The organism is Petralouisia sp. (assembly GCF_056822245.1).
In genome coordinates this window covers 59120-85106 of the sequence record NZ_JBQIOP010000009.1, presented here as the reverse complement: position 1 = coordinate 85106, position 25987 = coordinate 59120, and the positions used below count along the sequence as shown (strand labels likewise).

24 protein-coding genes are annotated in these 25987 nt (G+C 46.3%); 18 read left to right on the top strand and 6 right to left on the bottom strand.

The features are described from left to right. Positions 1 to 93 precede the first annotated feature (93 nt). The gene (locus ACTO17_RS05460) at positions 94 to 639 is read right to left on the bottom strand and encodes a Uma2 family endonuclease (RefSeq protein WP_482557181.1); all 546 of its coding nucleotides are present in this window, start codon (positions 637 to 639) and stop codon (positions 94 to 96) included. A 228-nt stretch (positions 640 to 867) separates the two neighbouring features. Here ACTO17_RS05460 and ACTO17_RS05455 point away from each other — a divergent pair, with 228 nt between their 5' ends. Continuing rightward, on the top strand, positions 868 to 1254 hold the full coding sequence (locus ACTO17_RS05455; RefSeq protein WP_482557180.1) for a hypothetical protein: 387 nt from the start codon (positions 868 to 870) through the stop codon (positions 1252 to 1254). Continuing rightward, entirely contained in the window at positions 1251 to 2690 is a 1440-nt protein-coding gene (locus ACTO17_RS05450; protein WP_172537156.1) for a DUF4179 domain-containing protein, read from the top strand. Before ACTO17_RS05455 ends, ACTO17_RS05450 begins: the two co-directional genes overlap by 4 nt. Before the next feature lie 159 nt (positions 2691 to 2849). Here the strand turns inward: ACTO17_RS05450 and ACTO17_RS05445 are convergent, their stop codons facing one another. Together ACTO17_RS05445 and ACTO17_RS05440 are read right to left on the bottom strand one after the other, a co-directional pair. Further along, the gene (locus tag ACTO17_RS05445) at positions 2850 to 3182 is read right to left on the bottom strand and encodes an Imm26 family immunity protein (RefSeq protein WP_482557198.1); all 333 of its coding nucleotides are present in this window, start codon (positions 3180 to 3182) and stop codon (positions 2850 to 2852) included. After that, a complete protein-coding gene (locus ACTO17_RS05440; protein ID WP_482557179.1) occupies positions 3182 to 4654 on the bottom strand; it encodes a nicotinate phosphoribosyltransferase in 1473 nt (490 codons plus the stop codon). Before ACTO17_RS05440 ends, ACTO17_RS05445 begins: the two co-directional genes overlap by 1 nt. Positions 4655 to 4891: 237 nt before the next feature. Here ACTO17_RS05440 and tig point away from each other — a divergent pair, with 237 nt between their 5' ends. Together tig and asnS are read left to right on the top strand one after the other, a co-directional pair. After that, positions 4892 to 6070 (top strand): trigger factor, encoded by a 1179-nt coding sequence (tig, locus tag ACTO17_RS05435; protein WP_172537153.1) that lies wholly within the window; start codon positions 4892 to 4894, stop codon positions 6068 to 6070. Positions 6071 to 6093: 23 nt separating this feature from the next. Beyond that, on the top strand, positions 6094 to 7491 hold the full coding sequence (gene asnS / locus ACTO17_RS05430) for an asparagine--tRNA ligase (protein WP_482557178.1): 1398 nt from the start codon (positions 6094 to 6096) through the stop codon (positions 7489 to 7491). 55 nt (positions 7492 to 7546) lie between these two features. On the opposite strand, the gene ACTO17_RS05425 is transcribed toward asnS, so the two are convergent. Then, positions 7547 to 8524 (bottom strand): DHH family phosphoesterase, encoded by a 978-nt coding sequence (locus ACTO17_RS05425; RefSeq protein WP_172537151.1) that lies wholly within the window; start codon positions 8522 to 8524, stop codon positions 7547 to 7549. 141 nt (positions 8525 to 8665) lie between these two features. Here ACTO17_RS05425 and recJ point away from each other — a divergent pair, with 141 nt between their 5' ends. The 4 genes from recJ to ACTO17_RS05405 all read left to right on the top strand — a co-directional run bounded on the left by recJ (position 8666) and on the right by ACTO17_RS05405 (position 13534). After that, positions 8666 to 10429: a single-stranded-DNA-specific exonuclease RecJ gene (recJ, locus tag ACTO17_RS05420; RefSeq protein WP_482557177.1), complete on the top strand. Its 1764-nt coding sequence runs from the start codon at positions 8666 to 8668 to the stop codon at positions 10427 to 10429. A 42-nt stretch (positions 10430 to 10471) separates the two neighbouring features. Then, positions 10472 to 11476, top strand: a complete 1005-nt coding sequence (locus tag ACTO17_RS05415) for a methyl-accepting chemotaxis protein (protein WP_172537150.1) — start codon at positions 10472 to 10474, stop codon at positions 11474 to 11476. A 69-nt stretch (positions 11477 to 11545) separates the two neighbouring features. Further along, a complete protein-coding gene (locus tag ACTO17_RS05410) occupies positions 11546 to 12475 on the top strand; it encodes an alpha/beta fold hydrolase (protein WP_482557176.1) in 930 nt (309 codons plus the stop codon). A gap of 45 nt (positions 12476 to 12520) precedes the next feature. Further along, positions 12521 to 13534 (top strand): DUF1002 domain-containing protein, encoded by a 1014-nt coding sequence (locus tag ACTO17_RS05405; RefSeq protein WP_482557175.1) that lies wholly within the window; start codon positions 12521 to 12523, stop codon positions 13532 to 13534. Between the two features lie 276 nt (positions 13535 to 13810). On the opposite strand, the gene ACTO17_RS05400 is transcribed toward ACTO17_RS05405, so the two are convergent. Then, positions 13811 to 14110 carry a hypothetical protein gene (locus ACTO17_RS05400; protein ID WP_482557174.1) on the bottom strand — a complete coding sequence of 100 codons (300 nt, stop codon included), beginning with the start codon at positions 14108 to 14110 and terminating at the stop codon, positions 13811 to 13813. 249 nt (positions 14111 to 14359) lie between these two features. After that, positions 14360 to 15421 carry a DUF6709 family protein gene (locus ACTO17_RS05395; protein WP_482557173.1) on the bottom strand — a complete coding sequence of 354 codons (1062 nt, stop codon included), beginning with the start codon at positions 15419 to 15421 and terminating at the stop codon, positions 14360 to 14362. 93 nt (positions 15422 to 15514) lie between these two features. On the opposite strand from ACTO17_RS05395, the gene ACTO17_RS05390 reads away from it, so the two are divergent. The 10 genes from ACTO17_RS05390 to ACTO17_RS05345 all read left to right on the top strand — a co-directional run bounded on the left by ACTO17_RS05390 (position 15515) and on the right by ACTO17_RS05345 (position 25974). After that, on the top strand, positions 15515 to 16309 hold the full coding sequence (locus ACTO17_RS05390; protein ID WP_482557172.1) for a class I SAM-dependent DNA methyltransferase: 795 nt from the start codon (positions 15515 to 15517) through the stop codon (positions 16307 to 16309). Next, a complete protein-coding gene (gene hslO / locus ACTO17_RS05385) occupies positions 16306 to 17184 on the top strand; it encodes an Hsp33 family molecular chaperone HslO (protein WP_482557171.1) in 879 nt (292 codons plus the stop codon). Before ACTO17_RS05390 ends, hslO begins: the two co-directional genes overlap by 4 nt. Before the next feature lie 14 nt (positions 17185 to 17198). Continuing rightward, positions 17199 to 19124, top strand: a complete 1926-nt coding sequence (locus ACTO17_RS05380; RefSeq protein WP_482557170.1) for an NAD(+) synthase — start codon at positions 17199 to 17201, stop codon at positions 19122 to 19124. A 167-nt stretch (positions 19125 to 19291) separates the two neighbouring features. Then, on the top strand, positions 19292 to 20131 hold the full coding sequence (locus ACTO17_RS05375; protein ID WP_172537143.1) for a DUF5685 family protein: 840 nt from the start codon (positions 19292 to 19294) through the stop codon (positions 20129 to 20131). Continuing rightward, positions 20124 to 20840, top strand: a complete 717-nt coding sequence (locus ACTO17_RS05370) for a J domain-containing protein (protein ID WP_482557169.1) — start codon at positions 20124 to 20126, stop codon at positions 20838 to 20840. Before ACTO17_RS05375 ends, ACTO17_RS05370 begins: the two co-directional genes overlap by 8 nt. A 12-nt stretch (positions 20841 to 20852) precedes the next feature. Further along, complete coding sequence (bilS, locus tag ACTO17_RS05365; RefSeq protein ID WP_482557168.1) at positions 20853 to 21362, top strand: flavodoxin family protein BilS; 510 nt, start codon at positions 20853 to 20855, stop codon at positions 21360 to 21362. Between the two features lie 132 nt (positions 21363 to 21494). Then, the gene (locus ACTO17_RS05360) at positions 21495 to 22511 is read left to right on the top strand and encodes a LacI family DNA-binding transcriptional regulator (protein ID WP_482557167.1); all 1017 of its coding nucleotides are present in this window, start codon (positions 21495 to 21497) and stop codon (positions 22509 to 22511) included. 243 nt (positions 22512 to 22754) lie between these two features. Continuing rightward, the gene (locus ACTO17_RS05355) at positions 22755 to 24179 is read left to right on the top strand and encodes an ABC transporter substrate-binding protein (RefSeq protein WP_482557166.1); all 1425 of its coding nucleotides are present in this window, start codon (positions 22755 to 22757) and stop codon (positions 24177 to 24179) included. A gap of 95 nt (positions 24180 to 24274) precedes the next feature. After that, entirely contained in the window at positions 24275 to 25141 is an 867-nt protein-coding gene (locus tag ACTO17_RS05350) for a carbohydrate ABC transporter permease (RefSeq protein WP_172536341.1), read from the top strand. Beyond that, the gene (locus ACTO17_RS05345) at positions 25141 to 25974 is read left to right on the top strand and encodes a carbohydrate ABC transporter permease (protein ID WP_172536340.1); all 834 of its coding nucleotides are present in this window, start codon (positions 25141 to 25143) and stop codon (positions 25972 to 25974) included. The genes ACTO17_RS05350 and ACTO17_RS05345 overlap by 1 nt, the downstream gene beginning before the upstream one ends. Positions 25975 to 25987 lie beyond the last annotated feature (13 nt).

Below are 25987 nucleotides of genomic sequence, written 5' to 3'. Positions count from 1 at the left end.
CGCTGTAGCCCTCGCTACAGCTCAATCTTCCGCCTTGCATATGAAGATTTGTTCTGCGTAATCTCCGGCGATATTTAACCGCCGGAGTAATAGTCAGGGAAGAAGCTCCTCCAGGCGGAGTGTAAGGCCGTCAAAAATGCAGGAGGGAATCTCGTCCTGGAACGTATGCTGGTCTGTTTTCACTTCATGTTCAAAATCGTAGACATTGACAATCCTGGTCATGGGGTTAACAATCCAGTATTCCCGCACTCCGGCGGTGCGGTATTTGTACAGCTTAACGCCGTAATCCATGTGTTTCGTTCCTGGGGAAACAATTTCGATGATCCAGTCCGGAGCTCCGTTGCAGCCTTTTTCATCCAGCCTGTCGGTTTTGCAGACAACGGAAATATCAGGTTCCACATAGTTTCTGTCGTCTGCGTTCAGGAAAACTGCAAAGGGAGCAGGATAGACCCGGCAGGAACCATGTTTGGAATCAATGAAATCACGGATCTTATAGTGGAGTCCGGAAACAATTTCCTGATGGATGCGGGTGGGCGGAGCCATATCGTAAACCTGTCCGTCAATCAATTCTGCCCGTTTGCCTTCCGGAAGCTGATAGATATAATCAAGGGTATACAGGGTCGGTTGTAAAAGAGGCATTGATATTATGTTTCTCCTTTCTGAGAGATTGGTTATTTGAAATCTGAAAACTTTGCTGATAGATTCATTATACAAAAAAGGCAGGGTTCTGTAAAGCTATGGAAAACAGTAAGAAAAAAGGAAATTCTGTAACCTTGGCTTATTTTATCCGACTTATAGAGTGAGCAAAGAAAGGAGGATGTTTCGGAAGAATGCCTGAATGATACCTGGCTGTCAGCCTGGAACTATATGCCGCCCAAAAGACCTTCCTGTCTGGCAGTCTTTGTGGGAAGGATTACCAGAGGGTTTGCCATCGACTGCTTCCGCAAAAAACATGCGGCAAAACGTCCGGACGCCCACAGGGCGGATGTGTGCAGTGAAATGGATGAGCTGTCTTTGTCTTATACCATTGAAGAGCAGATGGCAGAGAAGAAACTGTTGGAGGAAATTGAGAAATTTCTCTGGAAGCTGCCAAAAGCAGATCGGGATATCTTTATCCGGAGGTATTGGTATCTGGATTCGATCTGTGAGATTGCCAAAAGACATAAGGTATCGGCCGGATGCATTAAGACAAATTTGTGCAGAAACCGCAAAAAATTGTTTCATATTTTAGAGCAGGAGGTAATGGGACAGTGAAGGAGAATGGATTGAAAAAAGAGTTTGATTTTGCAGAAGCCTTTGGGAACATTGATGACAGGCTGGTGGAGGAAGCGGGAAAAGAATGGCAGAGAACCAGGCGGCAGGCGTTTTATTTATACCGCCGCAGGATAGCAGGCGCGGCGGCAGCCGTTGTTCTTGTGATTCTTATGGCAGGCAGCCCCAGGGTACAGGCAGCGGTGAAAGGAATTGTAACAAAAATCGGGCAGATTTGGCAGGTGGAGAAGGATTTGTCCCCCTATGCGGAAATCATCCATAAGGAGCAGGAAAAAGAAGGTTTTACCGTTACCTTACACGAAGTGATCCTGGCGGATCATAAGATATACGCCTCTGTGACAATCCATACAAAGGAGCCGGAGGGGATGTTTGTGCCGGAAGAATTTGTAACAGTCAATGGAGAAGAACAGAAGCTTTTAACCTACACCGATGAGACGCCGGCATTTGACGGTGAGTGGGAGAATTCAGGTAAGCTGGAGGATAAATTAGAGCCTGACCATATATTTATGATGGAATTAAAAGACCTTCCGGAAAAAATTACAGATATACAGCTTCATTTTTTGGCTTATAAGAATGCAGAGGATCTGTTGGATGAGAAAAATGAAATTGCCTTTGATTTTGGGTTTACGGTCACAAACGAGGAGCTTGCCTGGAATACCCTGGAAATGTCATATGATAAAACATTCCCGCTGGGAGAGGGCATGGAACTGAAAATCAAAGAACTGGTAATCACTCCGGTGGACAGCCGGATTGAGGCGGAAATTCTGGGTGAACAAAGAGAAGCGGAATATTATCTGGAAGGTATAGACAGTCTGGGAAATCAGGTGTTTTACTACCCGGAGAGCAGAAGCGGCAGCGGAATTACTTTTGCAGGTGAACTAAGTAGTGCCGGCCTTCCTTCTATAGAATGCGATTGGATGGAGCTGCGGCTGTACCATTACTGGGCAGTTTCGGAAGAGGAACAGGAACCCATTGACGTTGTGGACGGAGAAGAGATTATGGCAGAGATCGACGGACAGCCGTTAAACCAGGTATATCTGGGAGAAAAATTCCGGCTGGCGGTGAACCGGGGAGAGCCGGAGGATTATAGTGATGAGCCTTTTGATGGGGAGGAATGGGACAATTTTGTCTGGAAAAGTGAATTTACCGCCCAGGAAGTAAAAGAATTGGCGGCGAAAGGGGAAGAGATTTCCGATCTGGATTTTTCCGGATACCAGCTGTATGAAAACAGATGGGATGACGAAAAGGAAGCTTATGTAGACGAATATGAAGTGGAACAGGGATTTCGGATTCTGGTGATTGATAATATGGAGGCTGAAGGAAAAAAAGAAATCTGGCTGGTAAAAGATGGAGAGGAAGGATTTCTGGATTTGCGCCATGCGCCGGAGGAAGAAGTTGAGGAATTTTTGAACAAATAAGTATGAAAGATTTTCCTGTCTGGACATTTCCCCAGAGGCTGAGGGAAATGTCCAGGATTTCGTGAAGCTTAATCACCGCTTTCGATGCGTTCTAAGAATTCTTCAAAAGCTTTTTTGTCCATTGTAAATTTGTGAAAAGCAAGGGCAGTAAAGCTGTTTTCATTCAGAAGACCTGCCTCCAGGCTTAAGGAATATCTGCCAGCGTCCTTTCGAAAAAGCTCCTGCCATCATTACAGGTTCAAAAAACCGTCCGGAATAAATGATTGCTTCGGGGGTTTCTGGTATTTTTCCCACATAAGAAAAAATTTCAATCAGATTCATATTTCCGGTTTGCAGTTCGATGAGCCGTCCGAACGCATAAATGTCATCCTCGCGGAAGTGATATCGTTTATAATCTATGAGCTGCTCCATTTTTGTCCATTCCTGATAGGATGGGAGAAAAAGAGGAATTGTGAAAATGTCGCCGGAAGCCATATCTTTTTTTGCTTTCATCACAGCGAAACCTCTTGGGCGCCGCCGCTTTCCAGAGAATATTCATTCAGAATCTTCCGCTTCATATCAAACAGATTATCGGATAAATCCACATAGACTTCATGGGGATTTGCAAACCGTTTTGTTTCATTCCACAGGGTATTTTTTTCTTTTTCACAGTATTTCTGAATTTCCATTACTTTTGGAGATTCATACACACAGGTTCCTTTTTCAAAAATCTTCACCAGCAGCTCCCGCATGGTGTAAGTGCCTCCCGGCAGGGTGGTGCGCTTCCAGGTTTCCAGGGAATCAAAAAGCCGGAGTTTTTTGTCCGGATCAAAGGTTTCATCTGCAAGACAGATGAGATCTGCTTTGATTTTGCCGGAATCCTTCTCGTAAATCCGGTAAATGGTTTTGTTGCCCGGGTTGGTGACTTTTTCCGTATTTTCGGAAAGCTTGATTTTGGGAAGGAATTTTCCGTTTTGATCCTGAATGGCAGCCAGCTTGTATACCCCTCCGAAGGCAGGGCAGTCTCTGGAGGTGATCAGATTGGTTCCCACGCCCCAGGAAGTGATTTTGGCGCCCTGGGCTTTCAGGTTTTCAATCAGATACTCGTCCAAATCGTTGGAAGCGGAAATCACCGCATCCTGAAATCCTGCCGCATCCAGCATATTCCGGGCAATTTTAGACAGGTAGGCCAAATCGCCGCTGTCCATGCGGATACCGTAAAAGGTAAGGGGAATGCCGGCTTCTCTCATCTCTGTAAATACCCGGATCGCATTGGGAACGCCGGATTTTAAGGTATCATAAGTATCCACCAGCAGAATGCAGGCAGAAGGGTAAAGCTCTGCATATTTTCGGAAGGCGGTATATTCATCGGAAAAGCTCATAATCCAACTGTGGGCATGTGTGCCCTTGACCGGTACGTCGAACTTCTGTCCGCAGAGCACATTGGAGGTGCCGCAGCATCCGCCGATCATGGCGGCCCTGGCCCCGTAAACTCCCGCATCCGGTCCCTGCGCCCGGCGAAGGCCGAATTCCATCACACTGTCTTTGTCAGCGGCATAGCAGACCCGGGCGGCTTTAGTGGCGATCAGGCTTTGATGATTTAAGATATTCAAAACAGCCGTTTCAATCAGCTGCGCTTCCATAATAGGGGCGATTACTTTAAGCAGCGGTTCCCGCGGGAAAATCACTGTACCCTCCGGAATGGCGTAAATGTCGCCGGAAAAGCGGAATTCTTTTAAATATTCCAGAAAATCTTCTTCAAAAATGCCTACGCTTCTCAGATAGGAAATATCTGTATCTGAAAAATGCAGGTCTTTGATATATTCTATTATCTGCTCCAGGCCTGCGCAGACGGCATATCCGCCGTTGCCGGGGTTTGTCCGGTAAAATGCGTCAAATACCACAGTTTCATTGTTTCCGGTTTTAAAATAGCCCTGCATCATGGTCAGTTCGTACAGGTCTGTCAGTAAAGTTAAATGGTTCATAGCGGACTCCTTTTTCAGCTTTAGCTGTAATGTGTGAATGTTTTTCTAAGTATAGCACATTTACGGCGCGGTGGCAAAGAATATGAACCCATTGTGTCCGGAGTAATATTTCCAGTATTTGTGTTTTATTTGTGTTTTGTAACCTGGAAACCTTTTCATTTTGGAAAAAGTGTGCTATGCTTTATTATTGTGAAAAGTTCTTGTTGTTTCATACTCAGAAAGAAAGGTAAATGTAAAATGAAGAAAAGAAGGATGTTACTGCTGTGTGCAGTATGTACGGCAGCTCTGCTTTGCGGCTGCGGGACAGGCCAGAAAGATAACAGCGATAAGAAAGAGAGTACAGGCAAAGAGGAAGCAAGCGGTTCCAAAGATCAGGAAACCGTTGAATATAATGCGGCAGATTATGTGGAGCTGGGAGAATATAAGGGGATGGAAGTGAGCCTTGGCTCCTATGAGGTCACCGACGAGGATGTAAAAAACGAAGTAAAAAATACCCTGCTGTCTTATCCGGTATATGAGGACAGCGAGAAGGATACGGTAGAGGACGGCGATTTTGTCAATATTGACTACGAGGGCTTAAAGGACGGCGTGGCCTTTAACGGCGGCACAGCCCAGGGCGCGGTGCTTGAAATAGGTTCAAACAGTTTTATTGACGGATTCGAGGAAGGCCTGATTGGAGCGAAAGTCGGGGAGAAGGTCGCCCTTGATCTGACGTTTCCGGAAAACTATCAGAATACAGAACTGGCAGGCCAGGCAGTTGTTTTCAATGTGACAGTGAATAAGATTGTCAATAAGTCAGATATGACCTATGATATGCTGGACGATGCATTTGTGGAGAAAAATATGTCCTCCCAGGGGTACAAGACCGTGGAGGATTTTGAGAACGGCGTCAGAGAGCAGCTGGAGGAAAGCAGAGCAGCCACAAAGAAACAGGAAACCCAGGCGGCGGTGATCCAGAAGCTGAGAGAAGTGTGTAAAGTAAAAGAATTTCCGAAAGGGCTTTTAGATCAGAGGATGGAAGAATATGTGTCCCGGTTTGAGGCAAATCTGGAGGCTTACGGCATGAAGCTGGAGGATTATCTGAAAACTTCCAATGTTACCGAGGAAGATTTCCAGGCCCAGGCCAAGCAGCTTGTAACAGAGACTCTGGAAGGGGAACTGATCATTGAAGCTATCGCCGGAAAAGAAAATGTTGAATTCAGCGACGAGGAATTTGCGGAATATAAGAAAAGTGTTGTGGAAGATTACGGTTATGAAAATGAGGAAGCATTACTGGAGCAGCACGGGGAAGCATATGTCAAAAATGTTTTCGTGAGAGAGAAAACCGTGGACATGCTGATAGAAAATGCAAAGATTACCTACGGTGAGACTTCCGGGGAAGCAGAAGAGACCGGGAAGAAAACTGAGGAAGAATAGAAGAAATATAAAGGAGAAGAGCTATGGAATGGAAACTGACAAATATTAAAGACCTTTACCGCAGAAAAGAAGAATTCTTAGACCAGGAGATTACCGTCGGAGGATGGGTGAGAAGCATCCGCAATTCCAAAAATTTTGGATTTATTGTAGTCAATGACGGAACTTTCTTTGAGCCTCTGCAGGTGGTATACCATGACGGGCTTTCCAATTTTGCAGAAGTGGAAAAGCTCAATGTAGGCGCGGCAATTATGGCAAAAGGAAAACTGGTGGCTACTCCTAAGGCAAAGCAGCCTTTTGAAATTCAGGCAGAAGAGGTGATAGTGGAAGGCCAGTCCACACCGGATTACCCGCTGCAGAAAAAACGCCACAGCTTTGAATATTTAAGAACTATTTCCCATCTGCGCCCCCGCACCAATACCTTTGAAGCAGTATTTCGGGTGCGTTCCCTGATTGCCTATGCCATTCACAAATTTTTCCAGGAACGGGATTTTGTGTATGTGCATACGCCGCTGATCACAGGAAGCGACTGTGAGGGCGCAGGAGAGATGTTTCAGGTAACCACCCTGGATTTGAACCATGTGCCGAAGGATGAAGAAGGAGCCATTGATTTTGCCCAGGACTTTTTCGGCAAGCCCACCAATCTTACGGTAAGCGGCCAGTTAAACGGGGAAACTTATGCCATGGCGTTTAAGAATATTTATACCTTCGGCCCTACGTTCCGGGCGGAGAATTCCAACACCACCAGACACGCGGCGGAATTCTGGATGATTGAGCCGGAGATTGCCTTTGCAGATCTGGAAGATGATATGATTCTGGCGGAGAGTATGCTGAAATACATTATCAAATATGTGTTGGAGCATGCGCCGGAGGAGATGCAGTTTTTCAACAGCTTTGTGGACAAGGGCCTGTTGGAGCGGCTGAATCATGTGGTGAACTCTGATTTTGCCCATGTGACTTATACGGAAGCCATTGAAATTCTCCAAAAGAATAATGATAACTTTGAATATAAAGTTTCCTGGGGGGCAGATTTGCAGACGGAGCATGAGCGTTATCTGACCGAAGAAGTGTTCAGACGTCCGGTGTTTGTGACAGATTATCCCAAGGAAATCAAGGCGTTTTACATGAAGCTGAATCCCGACGGCAAGACTGTGGCAGCCGTGGACTGCCTGGTGCCGGGAATCGGAGAGATTATCGGCGGAAGCCAGAGAGAGGACGATTACGATTTGCTCTGCAAACGGATGGAGGAGCTTGGGCTGAACCAGGAGGATTATGATTTCTATCTGGACTTGCGGAAATACGGAACTGCAAGACATGCAGGGTTTGGCCTTGGATTTGAACGGTGCGTGATGTATCTGACGGGTATGACCAATATCCGGGATGTGGTGCCGTTCCCGAGAACTGTGAAGAATTGTGAATTATAATTGACACGGGGCTGTCCCATTAAGAAGTATTTCTTAATGGGACAGCCCCGTTGTTTTACAAAGCTTCTTCCATAGTGGCAATTTCTTTTAAAAACGCATCCTGAAGCGTCGTATGCATATCCTCTCCCAACAGGGAAATATGCTCCGAAGGAATAATGCCTCCCGCCATGGAAGGATGTCCGCCTCCGCTTCCCCAGGGTTTTAGCACATTGGCAACCAGATTGCCGGCATGCATCCGGTTCTGTTCACATCGGATGGAAAAACGCAGTCCATTGGTCTGTTTTGCGTAAATAATGGCAATATGTACCACATCCAGAGATAAAATGAAGTCTGAAATAATGGCAATCAATGCATTGGCGCAGTGGAAGGGAATATAAGCAAAGCCTGTCCCACCGAAAATCTGTATATTCTGAATGGCTGCGCCGTATGCCCGCAGATCGTCAAATTCCATAGTATTGGAATACATATTAGTTACAAGCTCCCAGTCGGCACGGCCGAACAGGAAGGAAAACATTTCCGTATCCAGTGCGGTGGTTCCCCGGCAGAAATCCGCGGTATCCATTTTGATGCCGTAAGCCAGAGCGGCAGCGCAGGCCGGTGAGATGGGCGTATCAGTCTGCTGATAATAGGAGGCGATAATGGAAGAACAGGCGCCCACCGGCTGAATGTCCTGATATGAGTACTCGTAAGGGAAAAATATGGGATGATGGTCAATACAGGCCACTTCATCACCGATGAGATCCGTGACATTGCTGTTATTTTTCTGGGAATCCACCAGGACAATCAGATCTTCTTCTGTCATATCAGGAAGCTCATCTTTGGAGTGCATGACAATTCCAAAAGTATCCAGCATTTTCTTAGAACTGAGACGGTCAATTTTTCCGTCATAACAGAGCGCCGCCTCAACGCCGTGGCAGTTCAGAAACTGTTGGATGCCGAAGGCGCTGGCAATTGCATCCGGGTCCGGGAAGTTGTGAGTCTGAATATAGACAGTGTGATTTCTTAAAATATCTACTAAATCTATTGGGTTCATGGAAAACGAAACTCCTTTTCTTTTTTGTGTTATTATATCTTTTTTTGAAAATAAAATCAATGGAAATGAAAAACAACAGAATTTGTGATATAATCTGCCATGACAGAAAATGTTTCATACGACAGCGAAATGGAGAACTATATGGAAAAATGGGTAGTGTCTGCGAAAAAAGCAGATTTTAAGAAAATATCAGAGCAGTTTGGAATTGATCAGGTAACAGCCAGAATTATCCGCAACCGGGAGGTGATCGGAGAAGAAGCCATCGAAGAATATCTTCACGGAACCCTGGAGCAGCTTCATGATCCGAAGAAAATGAAAGATATGGAAAAGGCCGTGTCAATTTTGCAGGAAAAGATTCAGAAGAAACAGAAAATCCGCATTATCGGGGATTATGATATTGACGGAGTTCAGTCGGTTTATATCTTGTATTCTGCATTGAGGGAATGCGGGGCCAGGGCAGACTATGCCATACCCGACCGGATGAAAGACGGATACGGGGTCAATGAGCGTCTGGTGCGTCAGGCGGCGTCTGAGGGAGTGGACACCATTCTCACCTGTGACAACGGAATTGCAGCGGAAGCGGAACTGGCTCTGGCTAAAGAACTGGGACTGACTGTGATTATTACAGATCACCACGAGATTCCCTATGAGCAAGGGGAGTATGGAGAGAAAATCTTTCATCTGCCGTCGGCAGACGCGGTGGTGAATCCCAAACAGCCGGATTGCCCCTATCCTTTTAAAGAGCTGTGCGGCGGAGCAGTATCCTTCAAGCTGGCCCAGGCATTGTTTGAACGCTTAGGGTTTCCGCAAAAAAAGGCTCTGGCATATTTGGAAAATGCGGCCTTTGCCACCGTAGGAGACGTGATGCCCCTGACAGGAGAAAACAGAATTCTGGTGAAAGAAGGATTAAAAGCCTTAAACCGGACGGAAAATTACGGAATGCGCGCGTTGGCGGCCCGGAATCAGATAGAGCCGGGCAAAATCAAAGCGTACCATATCGGGTTTGTTCTGGGTCCCTGCCTCAATGCCAGCGGAAGGCTTGACACGGCTTACAGGGCCCTTAAGATGCTGCTGGCAGAGAATGAAGCTGCAGCGGCAGAATATGCAAAAGATTTGTATGATTTGAATGCCAGCCGGAAGGAGATGACGGAGCAGGGCGTGAAGCAGGCAGTGAAACTGGTGGAAGAGACCTCGCTAATGGAAGATAAAGTTCTGGTGATCTATCTGCCGGACTGCCACGAAAGCCTGGCGGGGATTATAGCCGGACGCATCAGAGAGCGGTATCACCGGCCGGTGTTTTTGCTGACCGCCGCAGAAGACGGGGTGAAAGGCTCAGGGCGTTCCATTGAAAGCTATTCCATGTATGAAGAGATGTCAAAATGCAAAGAACTGTTTACAAGATTCGGCGGGCATCCCATGGCGGCGGGTCTGTCCCTGCCTCCGGAGCATGTGGAGCTGTTTCGGCGGCAGCTGAATGAGAACACGGCTTTGACTGAACAGGATCTGCAGGGGAAAATTGTGATTGACGTGCCTATGCCCTTAGACTATATTTCAAAACCTCTGATCGAGGAACTGAATCTTTTGGAGCCCTTTGGGAAATCCAATGAGAAACCGGTGTTCGCAGACAAAAATATACATATTCTGACCATACAGATTTTAGGAAAGAATAAAAATGTCTGCCGGATGCAGGTCCAGAGCCAGGGAGGCGCCAGGATGGACGCGGTTTATTTTGGGGATACGGAAGCGTTTCTGGAATTTCTGGCTCAGAAATTCGGAAATACTGCGCTGAAGCAGGCAATGTCCGGCAAAAACAGCGGAATTACAGTATCCTTTATCTACTATCCGGAAATCAACGTCTACAACGGCAGGGAAAGTTTACAGATAATTGTAAAGAACTACTGTTAGAACCGGATAAAATGTGATAGAATGAATAAGGATGAAACACTTTTGAAAGAAAGGGGAACCCAGATGTTCGGAATAGGGAAAAAACAGGAAGAACTGGAACACGAACTGCTTGCCAAACAGGCAGAGGCAGATAAATATTTGAAGAAATTATCAGAGGTGACAAATAAAATGCGGTTGGTGCAAAATGAAACGGAAACAGGAATTGCCTCCATGGAAGGAAGCCAGAATGAACTGGACAGCCAGATGGAGAAATTGACAGAAACAGTAAAGGACGCTGCAGGAGAAGCCAAACGTCAGAACATCAGAAACCGCGAATTGCAGAAACAGATAGTGGTTTTAGCCAATAAAGCAGGACTGGCTGACGGCACTTACCAGAGATCCATTGAAGGAATTTACCGGAGGGAAAAAGAACTTCTGGAAATGATCGAGCAGGGAGGAAAGCTTACCTCTCCGGAAGAGGTGCTGGAGCTGGCGGCCGCAGGAATGCGCCAGGAAATGGGAGAAATGGGAACGCGTATCGGTGAAATGGAAGAGATGGAGAAGCAGATGGGAATCCTTTCTCTGAATGCGGCCATTGAAGCAGGGAGACTGGGAGAGGACGGCGTACAGTTTGTGGAAGCGGCAGAAAAAGTCAGGGATTTGTCAGGAAAATACCACCAGTCCGCTTCTTTTATGGCAGAGAAAATGCAGAAAATGGAAGAACGGCTGAAGGAGGCTGAGACCCAGGTGCTGTATTTAACACAGATTTGGAAGGAACACAATGCCCGGCTGGAAAAGGCGGCAGAAGGGTTCGGAGCTTACGCTTCCCGGTTGGAGGAGACGGAAACCAGGAACCTTGTACCCCAGATTCTTGCATTGGCGGAGAGTCTGGATCAGTCTGTGGGCGACAATGAACTGATTACCAAGAAATATGATATGGCTGCTCAGGTGGTAGAACAGGCCGGAAAAACTTTTTCAGGACAGCAGGAGACTTTGAATAATCTGCGCAGGAAAGCAAAAGAAGTGGAAGAATGGCTCCGGGCAGTGGGAGCGGAGATCAGCAAATAGCCATTGGTTCTGCCGGCAAAAAGGCAGGCCGTATCATGTAAGAACAGACAGATGCAGCAGGAGGCGCCTATGAAAAGAAGAACGTTTGGATTTTTATCAGCCGATAAACAGACGAAAATTTATGCGGTGAAATGGGAACCGGAGGACGGGGAATTAAAAGGGATTCTCCAGATTAGTCATGGTATGATAGAATATGTGGAGCGGTACGAGGGTTTTGCGGAATATATGGTGAAGCAGGGCTTTATGGTAGTGGGAAATGATCACCTGGGACATGGAAAATCTGTCAAATCAGAAGAACTCTGGGGATATTTTGCTGCCAAAGACGGCAGCGATATTGTGGTGGAGGATTTGAATCACCTGCGTAAAATCATTCAGAAGGAACACCCGGATACGCCTTATTTCATACTGGGCCACAGCATGGGCTCCTTTCTGCTCAGAAAATATCTGTCCAGATACGGCAGCGGGCTGAAAGGAGCGGTGATTATGGGAACCGGAAATCAGCCTGCCGGGGCTGCTGTTATGGGGAAATTCATCTGCCGCGTACTGGCGCTTTTTTGCGGATGGAATCACCGGTGCCCCCTGGTGGAAAAAATGGCATTGGGCGGGAATAATAAGAGGTTCCGGGATGAGGGAACACCGGCAGCCTGGCTGACGAAGGATAAAGAAATTGTAAAAGCCTATCAAAAAGAGCCCAGATGCACGTTTAAGTTTACCCTGAACGGGTATTATACTTTATTTGACACGATACATGCGATCAATCGGCCGGCAAATGTAAATGCCATTCCAAAGGAGCTGCCCCTTCTTCTGGTGGCAGGGGAAGAGGACCCGGTGGGCAATTACGGCGCAGGCGTGAAGGCTGTCTGCGTGAAATATAAACGGGCGGGCATACAGGATATTACCTGCAAATTATATCCTACCGACCGGCATGAAATATTAAATGAACTGGACAGAGAAACAGTATATAAAGATATTTATAAATGGATAAGATCCAGGATGTAGGAACTGCTCCATTTTGAAAAAGAAACCAACGGAATGGAGGTAACCATGAAGAAATACAGAACACGAATCATCACCCTGCTGCTGGCAGGCATGTTGGCAGTGTTTGCTCCGGTACAGGCATGGGCGGCAGAGACAGATGAAAAGGAGGTTGCGCCTGGAATCAGCCAGGAGGAAGATTCCAGGGAAACAGGAGAGAAGGAGAATGCATCCAAAGAACCGGAAGAGGTACTGGAAGAACCGGGAGAAGTGACAGAGCCCATCACCAAAGCAGATAAGCCGTATCTGGCGCTGGGGGCCAATCTGACGCCGGCGCAGCAGGAGACGGTACTGGAGCTTTTGAACATCAATCCTGCAGAACTGCCGGATTACGATGTGATCTATATTACCAATGAAGAAGAACATGAATATTTGGGAGAATATGTGGACGCGGGCAAAATCGGAACCCGGGCGTTGTCCTCTGTGCTGATTGTAAAAAGAGATCAGGGAAACGGGATTAATATTACCACCAAAAATATTTCCTACTGCACCATAGGCATGTACAAAAACGCGTTGATTACTGCCGGAATTACCGATGCCGATATTATTGTGGCCGGGCCGTTTCCCATTTCAGGCACCGCCGCACTGGTGGGGGCCATGAAAGCTTATTCCGATATGACCGGCGCCAAGGTTTCTGAGCGGAGCATGGATACCGCCCTGAATGAACTGGTATTGACCGGAGATATTGCAGAAGCGGTGGGAGATTCCCAGAAGGCGGAAGAACTGGTGGCTTATCTGAAACAGGAAGTGATCGAGAAGGGACTGAATTCAGAAAAAGACATCAAGGCAGCCATTGCGGAGGCCTGCAGCCAGTTTGATATAACCCTGGCAGAAGAAGAAATTGGAGAATTAACCAGTCTTTTGCAGAAAATCGGGGAATTGGATCTGGATATTGATTCCATCAAGGATCAGGCGGAAGAACTGTATGAGAAAATTTCCAATCTGGATACCAAGAGTATTTTTGATAAGGTGGCAGATTTTTTCCGGTCGATTCTGGAGTTCTTTCAGGGATTGTTTTCTTAAAGTTGCAGAGGGCGCGCTGTCTGTCTTATCGATCGTCTGTTGTAAACAAGGAATGATCTGCCCTGTGGCAGTGGTCTGAATGTTGCCGTTAATCCTACTTTTGGGTGCAAAAAGGACGCATGGTTTACAATTTACTGTTCCCATGCGCCTTTATGCTGTTATTTTATATTCAGTTGTGCTGTTACTTATGCTAATTGCATAACTTCGGCTTCAATTTCCTTTAATTCCTCAAATGACAAGATCGGAATATATTCAGTAATTTCTTCCAGTGGCATTTTACCTTTTTTTATCATTCTTATGGCTGTTCCCGATAGTGACATATCTTTCTACTGGATATATCGGCTGATTGCCTTGCATAACATCATTTTCTGTGATAAAAATAACATAGCTGTCGGGAATATCTTCCGTATCATCACCCGGCTTTAATATATGTGCGTCCAACAGACTACTGTTGTGCCTTGCCCTCTTTGCACCTGCCCCTGCGTCCTTCCTTTGAATTTCCACATCAAATTCTTTTTTCATGTTGTCAACTGCGTGGACATCTAAAATAGCGGAACGCCCTTGTAAGTTCTTCATTGGCTCCTGTGTACGGACTGATTTAACTGTTATATCCTTCCGTCCCAAAACGATCCGAAGTATCAGTTCCACACCCTCAAAATTATCTGCAAGACAGACAGTCATAAAATCACCGTCTTTCACTGCTTTCATTATACATTATGCAACTTTTTTTGAAAACTAAATTATATATAAAGTTTTTACTGACTTTCTGTACAATCATGGCTTGACTCATAATCAATTCTTTAATATTTTATATCCTATTAAGCGTTATATTTGTTTCTTATATGTATTCTTTAATTTTGTCAAGATTTTTTCTAATTGAACCGGAAGGCTTCGCGTTCCGTGGACTTTCAGGCGGTTTTCTTCGATGAACCCAACCAAAATCTCATGATTCGCCTCTGCCAGATAATCCATAATGCCGTCAATGTCCGACTTCATATTTTTCGGACAGTGGAAATGCAGGTGTTTTCTTGCGGTAATGTGCAGCGTATAGGAAATACTGAAGTGATACCACAGAATTTTGTGCAGGGTGGAGTGCTTGTAAATCCACAGGATTTCCTGTATGGGAATAATGGCCGCGCCGTAACCGGCAAGGACAATAAAATAATGCTCTGTGATAAACATGTCCTCAGTGGCAAGCTGCGGCAGTGTGGCAAGTTCAGTTTCCGCCTGGGACAGCAGCTCCCTGGCCTTTCCGAACCGTCCCAGCTGCCGGCAGGCAGGGGAACATACCGGAAACTGAATGTAAATCAGAGCAAACACAATGTGCAGCAGGGCATACATGCCTGTGGCGAAATATACCGTCATCAGGATTACACTGGGCAGCAGTAAAAAGGCCGGCTCACTGACAAAATAAGGACTTACCGATTTGCCGATTCCCTGTTTTGTCCAGTCCAAATCTTCCGCTAACCGCTCAAGCAGGGAATGATAGGCCGGATTTTCTTTTAGAACCTGGCCGCGGATGCGGACAGATTCAATCACGGGAAGCCCCTCTTCGCAGGTGGAAGGGGACAGAAGGACAATCACCAATGGCTGACTTTTAGAAGGCTGGGCATAATAGTAATAGCCGGCAGTCCGTCCCAGAGATTCATTGGTGTATCCGGTAAAATACAGGTCTGTGAATGTTGCTTCTATGTAAGAGGAATGATGGTCTGTGTATGCGCTTAAATCTTCGGAACTGTCTAATTCCTGAGGAAACAGGATATCATACAGGGGAAAGGACGCCCACAGAAACATCAGGAAAATCAAGTAGAGAATCGGGGAAACCAAACGGCGGCAATAGACCCGCCGGATGTGCCTGGATATGTAGTGGTCGTAATTTTCAGTCATAAAGGCTCCTTGCAAAACTTATCTGTTTTTACTATAATATATTAGTATACGTTTTTTGGAAAAAATAATCAAGGGAAAATGGAGGATTCTTGTATGGAGGCATATACAGGATTTGCCCGGGTCTATGATCTGTTTATGGACAACGTGCCTTACGGGGAATGGAGCCGGTATCTGCTCAGCCTGTTGAAAGAATACGGGGCCAAAGACGGGATTGTTCTGGAATTAGGCTGCGGAACCGGGAAAATGACAAGGCTTCTGTCCCGGGCCGGCTATGATATGATAGGCATTGACAATTCGGAAGAAATGCTTCAGATGGCCAGAGAAGCGGAATATGAGGCCAAAGAATATCCGGCCGTCCAAGCGGAATCTGAAAGCAGGGAGGACATTCTGTATCTGCTGCAGGATATGCGGGAATTTGAATTGTACGGAACCGTGAAGGCCGTAGTCAGTATTTGCGACTGCGTCAATTATATTCTGGAAGAAGAGGAATTGCTGCAGGTATTCCGGTTGGTGAACAATTATCTGGACCCGGGCGGCGTCTTTATTTTTGACCTGAATACTTTGTACAAATACCGGGAAGTATTAGGAGAAAATGTAATATGTGAAAACCGGGAAGAGGGAAGCTTTATCTGGGAGAATTTTTATGATGAAAAAGAGAAGCTCAACCAGTATGATTTAACCCTTTTTCTAAGGGAAGAAGAAAGCTCCCCGCTGTACCGGAAATACGAAGAAACTCATTTTCAGCGGGGATATGAACTGAAACAGGTGAAAATGCTGTTGGAGCAGGCCGGAATGGAAGTTCTGGCGGTTTATGACGGATATACCAGAGAACCAGTAAGAGACGACAGTCAGCGGGTTACCGTGATTGCAAGGGAGAAAGGAAAATGACAGATTACATTGTAAGAGCAACGGCAGCGGAGCATCAAATACGGGCGTTTGCCGTAACCTCCAGAGAATTGGTGGAGCAGGCGAGAATTTATCACAATACCAGTCCCATAATCACAGCGGCTTTGGGCAGGCTTTTGACAGGAGGAGCCATGATGGGAGCCATGATGAAAGGGGAGCAGGACTTATTAACGCTTCAAATCAAATGCAGCGGCGAGGCAAAAGGAATGACTGTAACAGCAGACAGCAGAGGAAACGTCAAGGGTTATCCTCATGTGCCGGATGTGATGCTGCCGCCGAATGCACAGGGAAAACTGGATGTGGGCGGCGCATTGGGCCAGGGAATATTAAGCGTCATCAAAGATATGGGCCTTAAAGATCCCTATGTGGGCCAGGTGGCGCTGCAGACGTCGGAGATTGCAGAAGATCTGACTTATTATTTTGCCACTTCCGAGCAGGTGCCTTCGGCCGTAGGACTGGGAGTGTTGATGAATAAAGATAATACGGTAAAGCAGGCCGGAGGATTTATCATTCAGCTTATGCCCTTTACAGAAGAGACGGTGGTTGCAGCTTTGGAGGAGAAGGTGGCAGGAATTACTTCCGTTACGGATTTACTGGAGCAAGGGCTTTCGCCGGAAGCTCTGCTGGAGCAGATCTTAGGGGAGCTGGGCCTGGAAATCACAGACCGGATGCCGGCAGAATATCACTGCAACTGTTCCAGGGAGCGGGTGACGAAAGCAATTGTCAGCATCGGCGTCAAGGACATTCAGGAAATGATTCAGGACAACGAGCCCATTGAGGTAAACTGCCAGTTTTGTGACAGACATTATATTTTCACGCCGGAGGATTTGAAGCACTTATTGAAGGCGCATCAGTAAGAAAGGAGCAGCCAGTGAAAGACGGATTTATCAAAGTGGCGGCGGTAACGCCGAAGGTCAGGGTGGCCGACCCTGCAGGCAACAAACAGGCCATCATAGAAAAAATAGAAGAAGCGGAGCAGAAGCGGGCAGCAGCGGTGGTTTTTCCAGAGCTGTGTATTACCGGCTATACCTGCGGGGATTTGTTTCTGATGGAGCCGCTGTTGGCGCAGGCCAAAACAGCGCTACTGGATATTGCCGCAGAAACCAACGGGAAAAATATGATCGTGTTTGTGGGTCTGCCTTTTGCATGGAACGGGCGGCTGTACAATGTGGCGGCGGCTTTGGGAAACGGAACGGTACTGGGTCTGGTGCCCAAAACCTGTATTCCCAATTATAATGAATTCTATGAAGGACGTTATTTTACCCCCGGAATGGAAGAAGCAGTGGAGGTGGAACTGACAGAGGAGCTTAAAGTTCCCATGGGCAGCCACCTGCTTTTCTGTGCAGACAGTATGCCGGAATTAAAAATCGCAGCGGAAATCTGCGAGGATCTGTGGACGCCTGCGCCGCCCAGTATTTCCCATGCGCTTGCAGGAGCCAGTCTGATTGTGAATCTGTCAGCCAGTGACGAGATGACGGGTAAAGATCTCTATCGGAGGAAGCTGATCGAAGGCCAGTCAGCCAGACTGATCTGCGGCTATGTCTACGCCAGTGCAGGAGAAGGAGAATCTACGCAGGATGTGGTGTATTCCGGCCATAACATGATTGCAGAAAATGGAAATCTGCTGGCGGAGGCAAAACGGTTTCTCAACCAGTCGGTGTACGGGGAAATTGATATTCAAAGACTGGAGGGGCAGCGGAGAAGAATGTCCACCTTTGTTGGGCATACAGAGGGTTACCGGGAGATTACATTCCATCTGAAAAAAGAAAAAACAGAGCTGACCCGTTTTACAGATCCTGTGCCTTTTGTGCCGGGCCAGGCAAAAGAACGTGAAAAACGCTGTGAGGAAATTCTCTTAATCCAGTCCATGGGACTGAAAAAACGGTTGGAGCACACCGGCGCTGTCCATGCCGTAATCGGAATTTCCGGCGGACTGGATTCTACCCTTGCGCTGCTTGTGACGGTGCGGGCCTTTGATCTGCTGGGACTGGAACGAAAGGGAATTCATGCAGTGACCATGCCTGGATTCGGAACCACAGACCGGACGTATGACAATGCAGTAAACCTGATCCGGTGTTTGGGAACAGATTTTAGGGAAGTGGATATCAAAGAAGCGGTGCGGGTGCATTTCCGGGATATTGCCCATGAGGAGCATCAGCATGACGTGACTTACGAAAACGGACAGGCCAGAGAGCGGACCCAGATTTTGATGGATATTGCCAACAAGGAGAACGGCATGGTTATCGGAACCGGAGATATGTCGGAACTGGCCCTGGGATGGGCTACCTACAACGGGGATCACATGTCCATGTACGGGGTGAACGCATCGGTGCCGAAAACATTAGTGCGCCATTTGGTGCAGTATTATGCAGATACCTGCGGGGAGCCTGAACTGGAAAAAATTCTTCTGGATGTGCTGGATACGCCCGTCAGCCCGGAACTGCTGCCTCCGAAGGACGGACAGATTTCCCAGAGGACAGAGGATATTGTAGGCCCTTATGAACTCCACGATTTCTTTTTATACCATATGCTCCGTTCCGGATTCGGCCCCGGCAAAATATACCGTCTGGCAGAGTATGCCTTTGAGGGAGCCTACAGCGGAGAAACTATTTTAAAATGGCTGAAAGTGTTTGTGAGAAGATTTTTCTCCCAGCAGTTTAAGCGTTCCTGCCTGCCGGACGGGCCGAAGGTTGGAACAGTGGCCGTTTCTCCCAGAGGGGATCTGAGAATGCCCAGTGACGCCAGCAGCGCCCTTTGGCTTAGGGAAATTGAGTGTCTGGAGCAGGAGATGTCTTGACGGAATGCAAGGTAAATGTTATGAAAAGCGGGACTGCCGGTCTGTGCCCAAAGCAGACGCTTATTCGGAAAAACAGGCAGTTTATAAATATTTTATAGAATCTTTCGGTTTTGTTCATTGCAATTGCCGCCGGAAGGGGTAGAATATATTCATACAGAGAGGATATTATGTTTGGATATATTATTGTAAATAAACCGGAAATGAAATTCAGGGAATTTGATCTCTATCAGTCCTATTACTGCGGCCTCTGCAAAACCCTTAAAGATCGGTTTGGAAAAAGAGGCCAGATTACTTTAAGCTACGATATGACGTTTATGATTCTGCTGCTTACCAGTCTCTATGAACCGGAGACGGAGGTGAGCTGCTTAAGGTGCATGGCCCATCCTGCGAAAAAGCATCCTGCAAGGATGAACCGGTTTACAGAGTACGGGGCAGATATGAATTTGCTGCTGTCTTATTATAAATGTCTGGATGACTGGGAGGACGAGCGTAAGGTTACCAGAAGGGCATTGTCCCTGCTTTTGGAAAAGAAATGCCGTAAGATTCAGCAGTCCTATCCTGAGAAAGCGTCTCTGTTCCAGGAGAATTTAAAGCAGCTTCGCCGGTATGAGAAGGAAAACAGCAGGAATCCGGATGAGGCGTCAGGCTGCTTCGGCAGGATTATGGAAGAGATGTTTGTCTGGCAGAAGGACGAGTGGGAGCCGGAGCTGCGCCGCCTGGGATTTTTCCTGGGAAAGTTTATCTATCTGATGGATGCTTATGAAGATGTGGAAAAAGACGGGAAAACCGGTAATTACAATCTTTTTCAGGAGGATTATGGAACTTTCGGATTTGAACAGAAAGCAGAAATGATTCTGCGCATGATGATGGCAGAAAGCTCGAAAGCTTTTGAGCGTCTACCCATTGTAGAGAATACAGAGATTTTGAGAAATATTTTATACTCCGGCGTGTGGTGCCGGTATGAACATGTGAAGAAGAACAGGGAGAGGAAAGCAACAGATGTATGATCCATATGGGGTACTCGGGCTGAATCGGAATGCCACAGAGGAGGAGATTAAGAAAGCATATCGTTCTCTCAGCAGGAAATACCATCCCGATGCCAATGTGAATAATCCAAACAAGGAACAGGCGGAAGAAAAGTTCAAGGAAATACAGCAGGCATATCAGCAGATTATGAGGGAGAAGGAGAATGGAACTGCCGACGGTTACGGCACTGGCGGATACAGCGGGCAGAGCCAGGGAGGTTTTTCAGGAGGTTACTGGGATTTCGGTGATTTTTTCGGAGGCTTCGGAGGCTTTCAGGGACGTCAGCAAAGCAGAGCTTCCGGCCAGGATGAAGAAAGCGCTTATCAGCAGGCAGCTTCTAATTATATCCGAAGCGGCCATTACAGGGAGGCGCTGAATGTACTGAACAGCATGGGCAGCAGGGACGCCCGCTGGCACTATCTTTCTGCCATTGCCAACTCCGGCGCAGGCAATAACGTGGCGGCGCTGGACGCTGCACAGAAGGCCGTGTCCATGGAGCCCGGGAATATGGAATATCAGCAGCTTTATGCCCGGCTTCAGAACGGCGGAAGCTGGTATGACGCCAGACGGGAGAGCTACGGCAGCCCTGTGGTTTTTGGCGGCGATTTCTGCATGAAGCTCTGTCTGGCAAATCTTGCATGCAATTTTTGCTGCGGCGGAGGTCTTTGCTGCGGAGTACCCTATTGTTAAGGAGGGCAAAACATGGATTATATGGTGGTGTATTCCAGTATCACCGGCAATACGAAGAAAATTGCCACTGAAATTTTCAGCGCGCTTCCGGGTATGTCCAAAGATATGCAGAGCATGGCGGAATATAGGGGGAAGGATGCGGAAATATTTTTTATCGGTTTCTGGGTGGATCGGGGAACCTGCGATATTTCTGTCATCAATATGCTGTCAGAGCTTCAGGGGAAAAAAGTGGCGCTGTTTGGCACCTGCGGCCTGGGGAACGGAGCGGATTATTACAAATCCATCGAACAGAAGGTAAAGGTCTGGATTCCGGATGACTGCGAATACCTGGGAGCCTTTCTGTGCCAGGGCAAAATGCCTATGAAGGTGCGGGCGAATTATGAGATTCCCAGAGAAGATCCGAGACAGGAGGAATGTAGAAAGAAAATGCTGCGGAATTTTGACGAGGGGCTGTTCCATCCCAATGAAGAGGATTTGGTTCAGGCGAGGGAGTTTGTGGAGCGGATTTTAATGCGGGTTTAGAATTAGATATTCACAGGTTCCAAAGAAAAATTCCAGAGAATTAGAAGTGAAAAAGAGTTGCCTTTTTGGAAATATAATGATATAATTCCCGTATTTGATAGGAAAAAGTTAAATATAAGGGAGTAAATTTAAATGGTAACAATTAAAGAAGTGGCGTTTAGTCTGGGGGTCAGTCCCACCACCGTTTCCAATGTGATTCATGGAAATACCAAGGAAGTGTCTCCCAGAACAATTGCACGTGTCCGGGAAAAATTAGACGAACTGCATTATATCCCGAATATGAGCGCCCGTACACTGGCCGGGAATTTCTCCAGAATTATAGGTTTAATTATCCGATATCCGGTGATGGAAGGAAAAAATGCAGTTCAGGACCCATTTAACAGTGAGTTAATCGGTACCATAGAAGCGGAAATCAGAAAAGCCGGGTTTTTCCTGATGTTATATGCTTCTGATAATGCACAAGAGGTACTGAATGTGGCCCATACATGGAATGTAGACGGCCTGATTGCTTTTGGAATGGGTGCAAAAGAATGTCAGGAGATCAAGGAAACGGCCAAGATGCCGGTGGTATTTATCGACTGTTATTTTTTGGACGACGAGAATGCATACAATAACGTGGGGTTGAAGGATCGGGAATATGCCGGTAAAATCACCGAGTACCTGATTGAGCAAGGGCATAAAAGAATTGCATTTCTGGCGGATAACCGGGTGGGTGTGGATTTCGAGAGATGGTCGGGATACTGTCAGGCAATGGAAAAGCATAATCTTCCGGCAGTGGAGGATTCTTTTTTTATGATTTCTTATGGGGACACCGGGATTCAGCAGACTTATGATGCTTTGTATGCAAGGAAAGATGAATTTACGGCTCTTTTTTTTGCCTCGGATTATTATGCCTGTCTTGCAATCAATTATTTTTACGATAAGGGAATCCGGGTTCCCGATGAAATGTCAGTGGTGGGGTTTGACGATAATATTTTCGCCAGAAATATCCGTCCGAAGCTTACCACTGTACAGCAGAATGCCGGAGAAAAGGGTCGGATTGCTGTGGAAAGTGTCATCAAAATGATAGAAAAAAAAGCAGCATTTGTGGGGAACATCCGGTTGGATGCCGAATTGGTGATACGAGATTCTGTAAAAAATATTACTTAAGAAAGAACTGCCTGGACAAAAGTACTAATTTTTCAGGCAGTTCTTTTGTCTATTTTGTCTAAATTGAATTTTGATTAATTGTAGAATATTTACAAAATTCAATCTTTTTATCTAGAAAATAATTCCTTTTGCGTAAAAGTTATTGCAAAGTGTCATATTGTGTGGTAATCTAATATTACAAAATTCCTTTTGCGCAAAAGGTATAATTATTTTTATCATATGGAAAGGAGAACTGGTAAATTTATGAAAAGAAGATTATTAGCATTGTTGTTAGCAGGAACTATGGCAGCCGGAGTATTGGCAGGGTGCGGAAACAACAGTTCAAAAAATGAAGGAAAAAGCGAGGGTACTACAGAAAATCAGAACGCAGACAATGAAGCAGACGAAGCAGCCGATGATGCGGAAGAAGGCACAGAAGAGGTAAAAGGCAGCGATGAAGGCGCAGGAGATATCACCGGAACCGTTGATATTTTCCAGTATAAAGTTGAGATTAACGACGCTTTGAAAGCGGCAACCGAAAAGTACATGGAATTAAACCCGGGCGTTACGATTAACCTGGAAACTGTGGGCGGCGGCGATGACTACGGCGCAGCATTGAGAACAAGAATGCAGGCCAGTGATCAGCCGGAAATTTTCAATATCGGCGGTCCCCAAGATGTGATTGACTGGGAAGCGAACCTGGCGGATTTATCAGCCGAAGGATGGGTTGGCAATACAGTGGAAGGCCTGCTGGATGATGTAACGAAGGATGGAAAGGTTTACGGTATGCCTCTTGCAATTGAAGGATACGGCTTTGTTTATAACAAAGAAATCTTTGAGGCAGCAGGAATTGACGCAGCAGCATTGAAAACGTATGAGGACATTGACAAGGCGTTCGGAGATTTGAAAGCCAAAATTGACAACGGAGATTTAAAGGAGCAGTTCCCGGCATTGGAGGCTGTGATTGAATATCCGGCAAAAGAAAAATGGGTATTGGGCATGCATACTGGAAATATTGCGTTAGGCCAGGAATTTGCAAACTGCACCGAGGCGTTTAATGCCAAGGAAGTGGAGTTTAAGTATGCGGCAGAATTGAAAGACTTAATTGACCTGCAGATTAAATACACAGTAAATGCGGATAATCCGGCAGCCCTGAATGCAGTGGATTATTCCATGCAGGCCGGCGGCGGACTGGCCATTGAGCGTGTGGCAGCGATTCAGCAGGGGAACTGGGTATACCCGATTATTGCTGAAGTAGATTCTGCAGTGGCTGAGAAACTTGGAATTATTCCCATGCCGTTAAAGGGCGTATCTGAGGGAAATACTCCGGTAGGTGTTCCAATGTACTGGGCTGTAAACAGCCAGAGCGATGAAAAAGATCAGGCAGCGGCAAGAGATTTCTTAAACTGGCTGTATCAGTCAGAAGAGGGAATGCAGATTGTGGTAAATGATTTTGGATTTATCCCGCCTCTTACCAATTTCGGCGATGCAAAACCCTCAGATCCTTTGGGACAGGCAATCAGCGAAGCTGCGAATGCAGGAACCATTGCGCCATGGGTATTTAACGGATGTCCGACAAGCTGGGCAGAAAATGTACTTGGAGCGGAAATTCAGTCTTATATCGGCGGCGATAAGACCTGGGAGGAAGCTGTTGAAAGTGCAAAACAGAGCTGGAAAGAATCTCGTTAGCCAATGATTTATGGGGCGCTGCATGAAGGATTTGAGGTACGGGATATTTCCTTCCTGCGGCAGCCCCTTTTTAGGAAGAACTGGAGGAGATAATATTGAAGAGGTCGAAACTGGGATTTTGGGGATTTGTGCTGCCCTCCTTTGTAATGTTTGCGGTGGTGGTGCTGATTCCTGCTTTATGGGGCATAGGATATTCTTTTACAAGTTGGAACGGGATTGGGAATGACGTTGCGTTTGTAGGAATCAGCAATTATATTAAGATTTTTACAGAGGACGGAGATTTCCGCCATGCGTTTCTTTTTACGGCAGTATTCTCTGTTCTGGTGGTAATCTGCGTGAATCTGGTAGGATTTCTGCTGGCGCTTCTTGTAACTTCAAAAGCCAAAGGAACCACTTTGATGCGGGGGGCGTTTTTTATGCCCAACTTAATTGGAGGTATCCTTCTGGGATTTACCTGGCAGTTTATTTTTGTACAGGCTTTCGGAGCAATTTACAATGCTACAGGACTGGAATTTTTCAAAAACTGGCTTTCGGATACAAAAACAAGTTTTTTCGGTTTATTGATTTTGGTAGTCTGGCAGCTTGCCGGATATATGATGTTGATTTACATTGCTCAGATTCAGAATATTCCGGATGATATTCTGGAAGCGGCAGAGATTGACGGAGCCAATTACCGGCAGAGATTGTTTTATGTGGTTCTCCCGCTGGTTGCTCCTGCATTTACGATCGGTTTGTTCTTATCTTTAACCACATGTTTTAAGCTGTATGATCAGAACCTTTCCCTGACGAATGGAGGACCGTATAACAGTACAGAAATGCTTGCGCTGAATATTTACAATACGGCATTTAAATACAATAACTATGGAGAAGCCCAGGCCAAAGCAGTGATATTTTTGTTAGTTGTATCTGTGATTGGGCTGACACAATTAAATATCAGTAAGAAGAAGGAGGTTGAGATGTAATGAGAAAAAGGCAGAGAATGATTAGCTTTGTTCTGACAGTCATCGGCCTCTTTTTGGCAGTGGCATTCTTTTCTCCGATTTTGGTGCTTTTAAATAATTCCTTTAAATCGCTGAAGAATATTTATCTGGATGTTCTGGCGTTTCCCACAGCGGAAACTTTTATCACGACAAATTATCCGGATGCTTTTGAGAAGTTGGAATTTGTCAAGTCTTTCGGCAATTCTTTTATGATTACGGTATGTTCCACCGGACTGATTCTGGTATTTTGCTCCATGGCTGCCTGGGTACTGGTAAGGTATAAGACGAAAAAGAGCAAGGTTATTTTTATGATGTATGCATCCGCTACATTGATTCCCTTCCAGTGCGTGATGCTGCCTCTGGTTCGTCTGATGGACAAGCTTCATATGATGAACCGGCCGGGACTTGTACTGATGTATTTAGGGTTCGGCGCCAGCTTGTCCATTATCCTGTTTCATGGATTTATCAAGAATGTTCCGGTGGAGCTGGAGGAAGCGGCCAGATTAGACGGCTGCAACATGGTGCAGACTTTTTTCCTGGTGGTGCTGCCCATGCTGAAAACGATTATGGTTACCGTGGCAATTTTGAATGTTATGTGGATTTGGAATGATTTTCTGCTTCCCCAGCTTATGATTAACAAACCGGGCTGGCAGACGCTGCCCCTTAAGACATTTTTATTCTTCGGACAGTTTTCCAAGAAGTGGGATCTGGCCACGGCGGGGCTGATTATGTGTATGCTGCCTATTATCCTGTTTTACATAGTTTGCCAGAAACACATTGTAAAAGGCGTTACCGAAGGAGCTGTGAAAGGTTAAACGAATCGTTGAC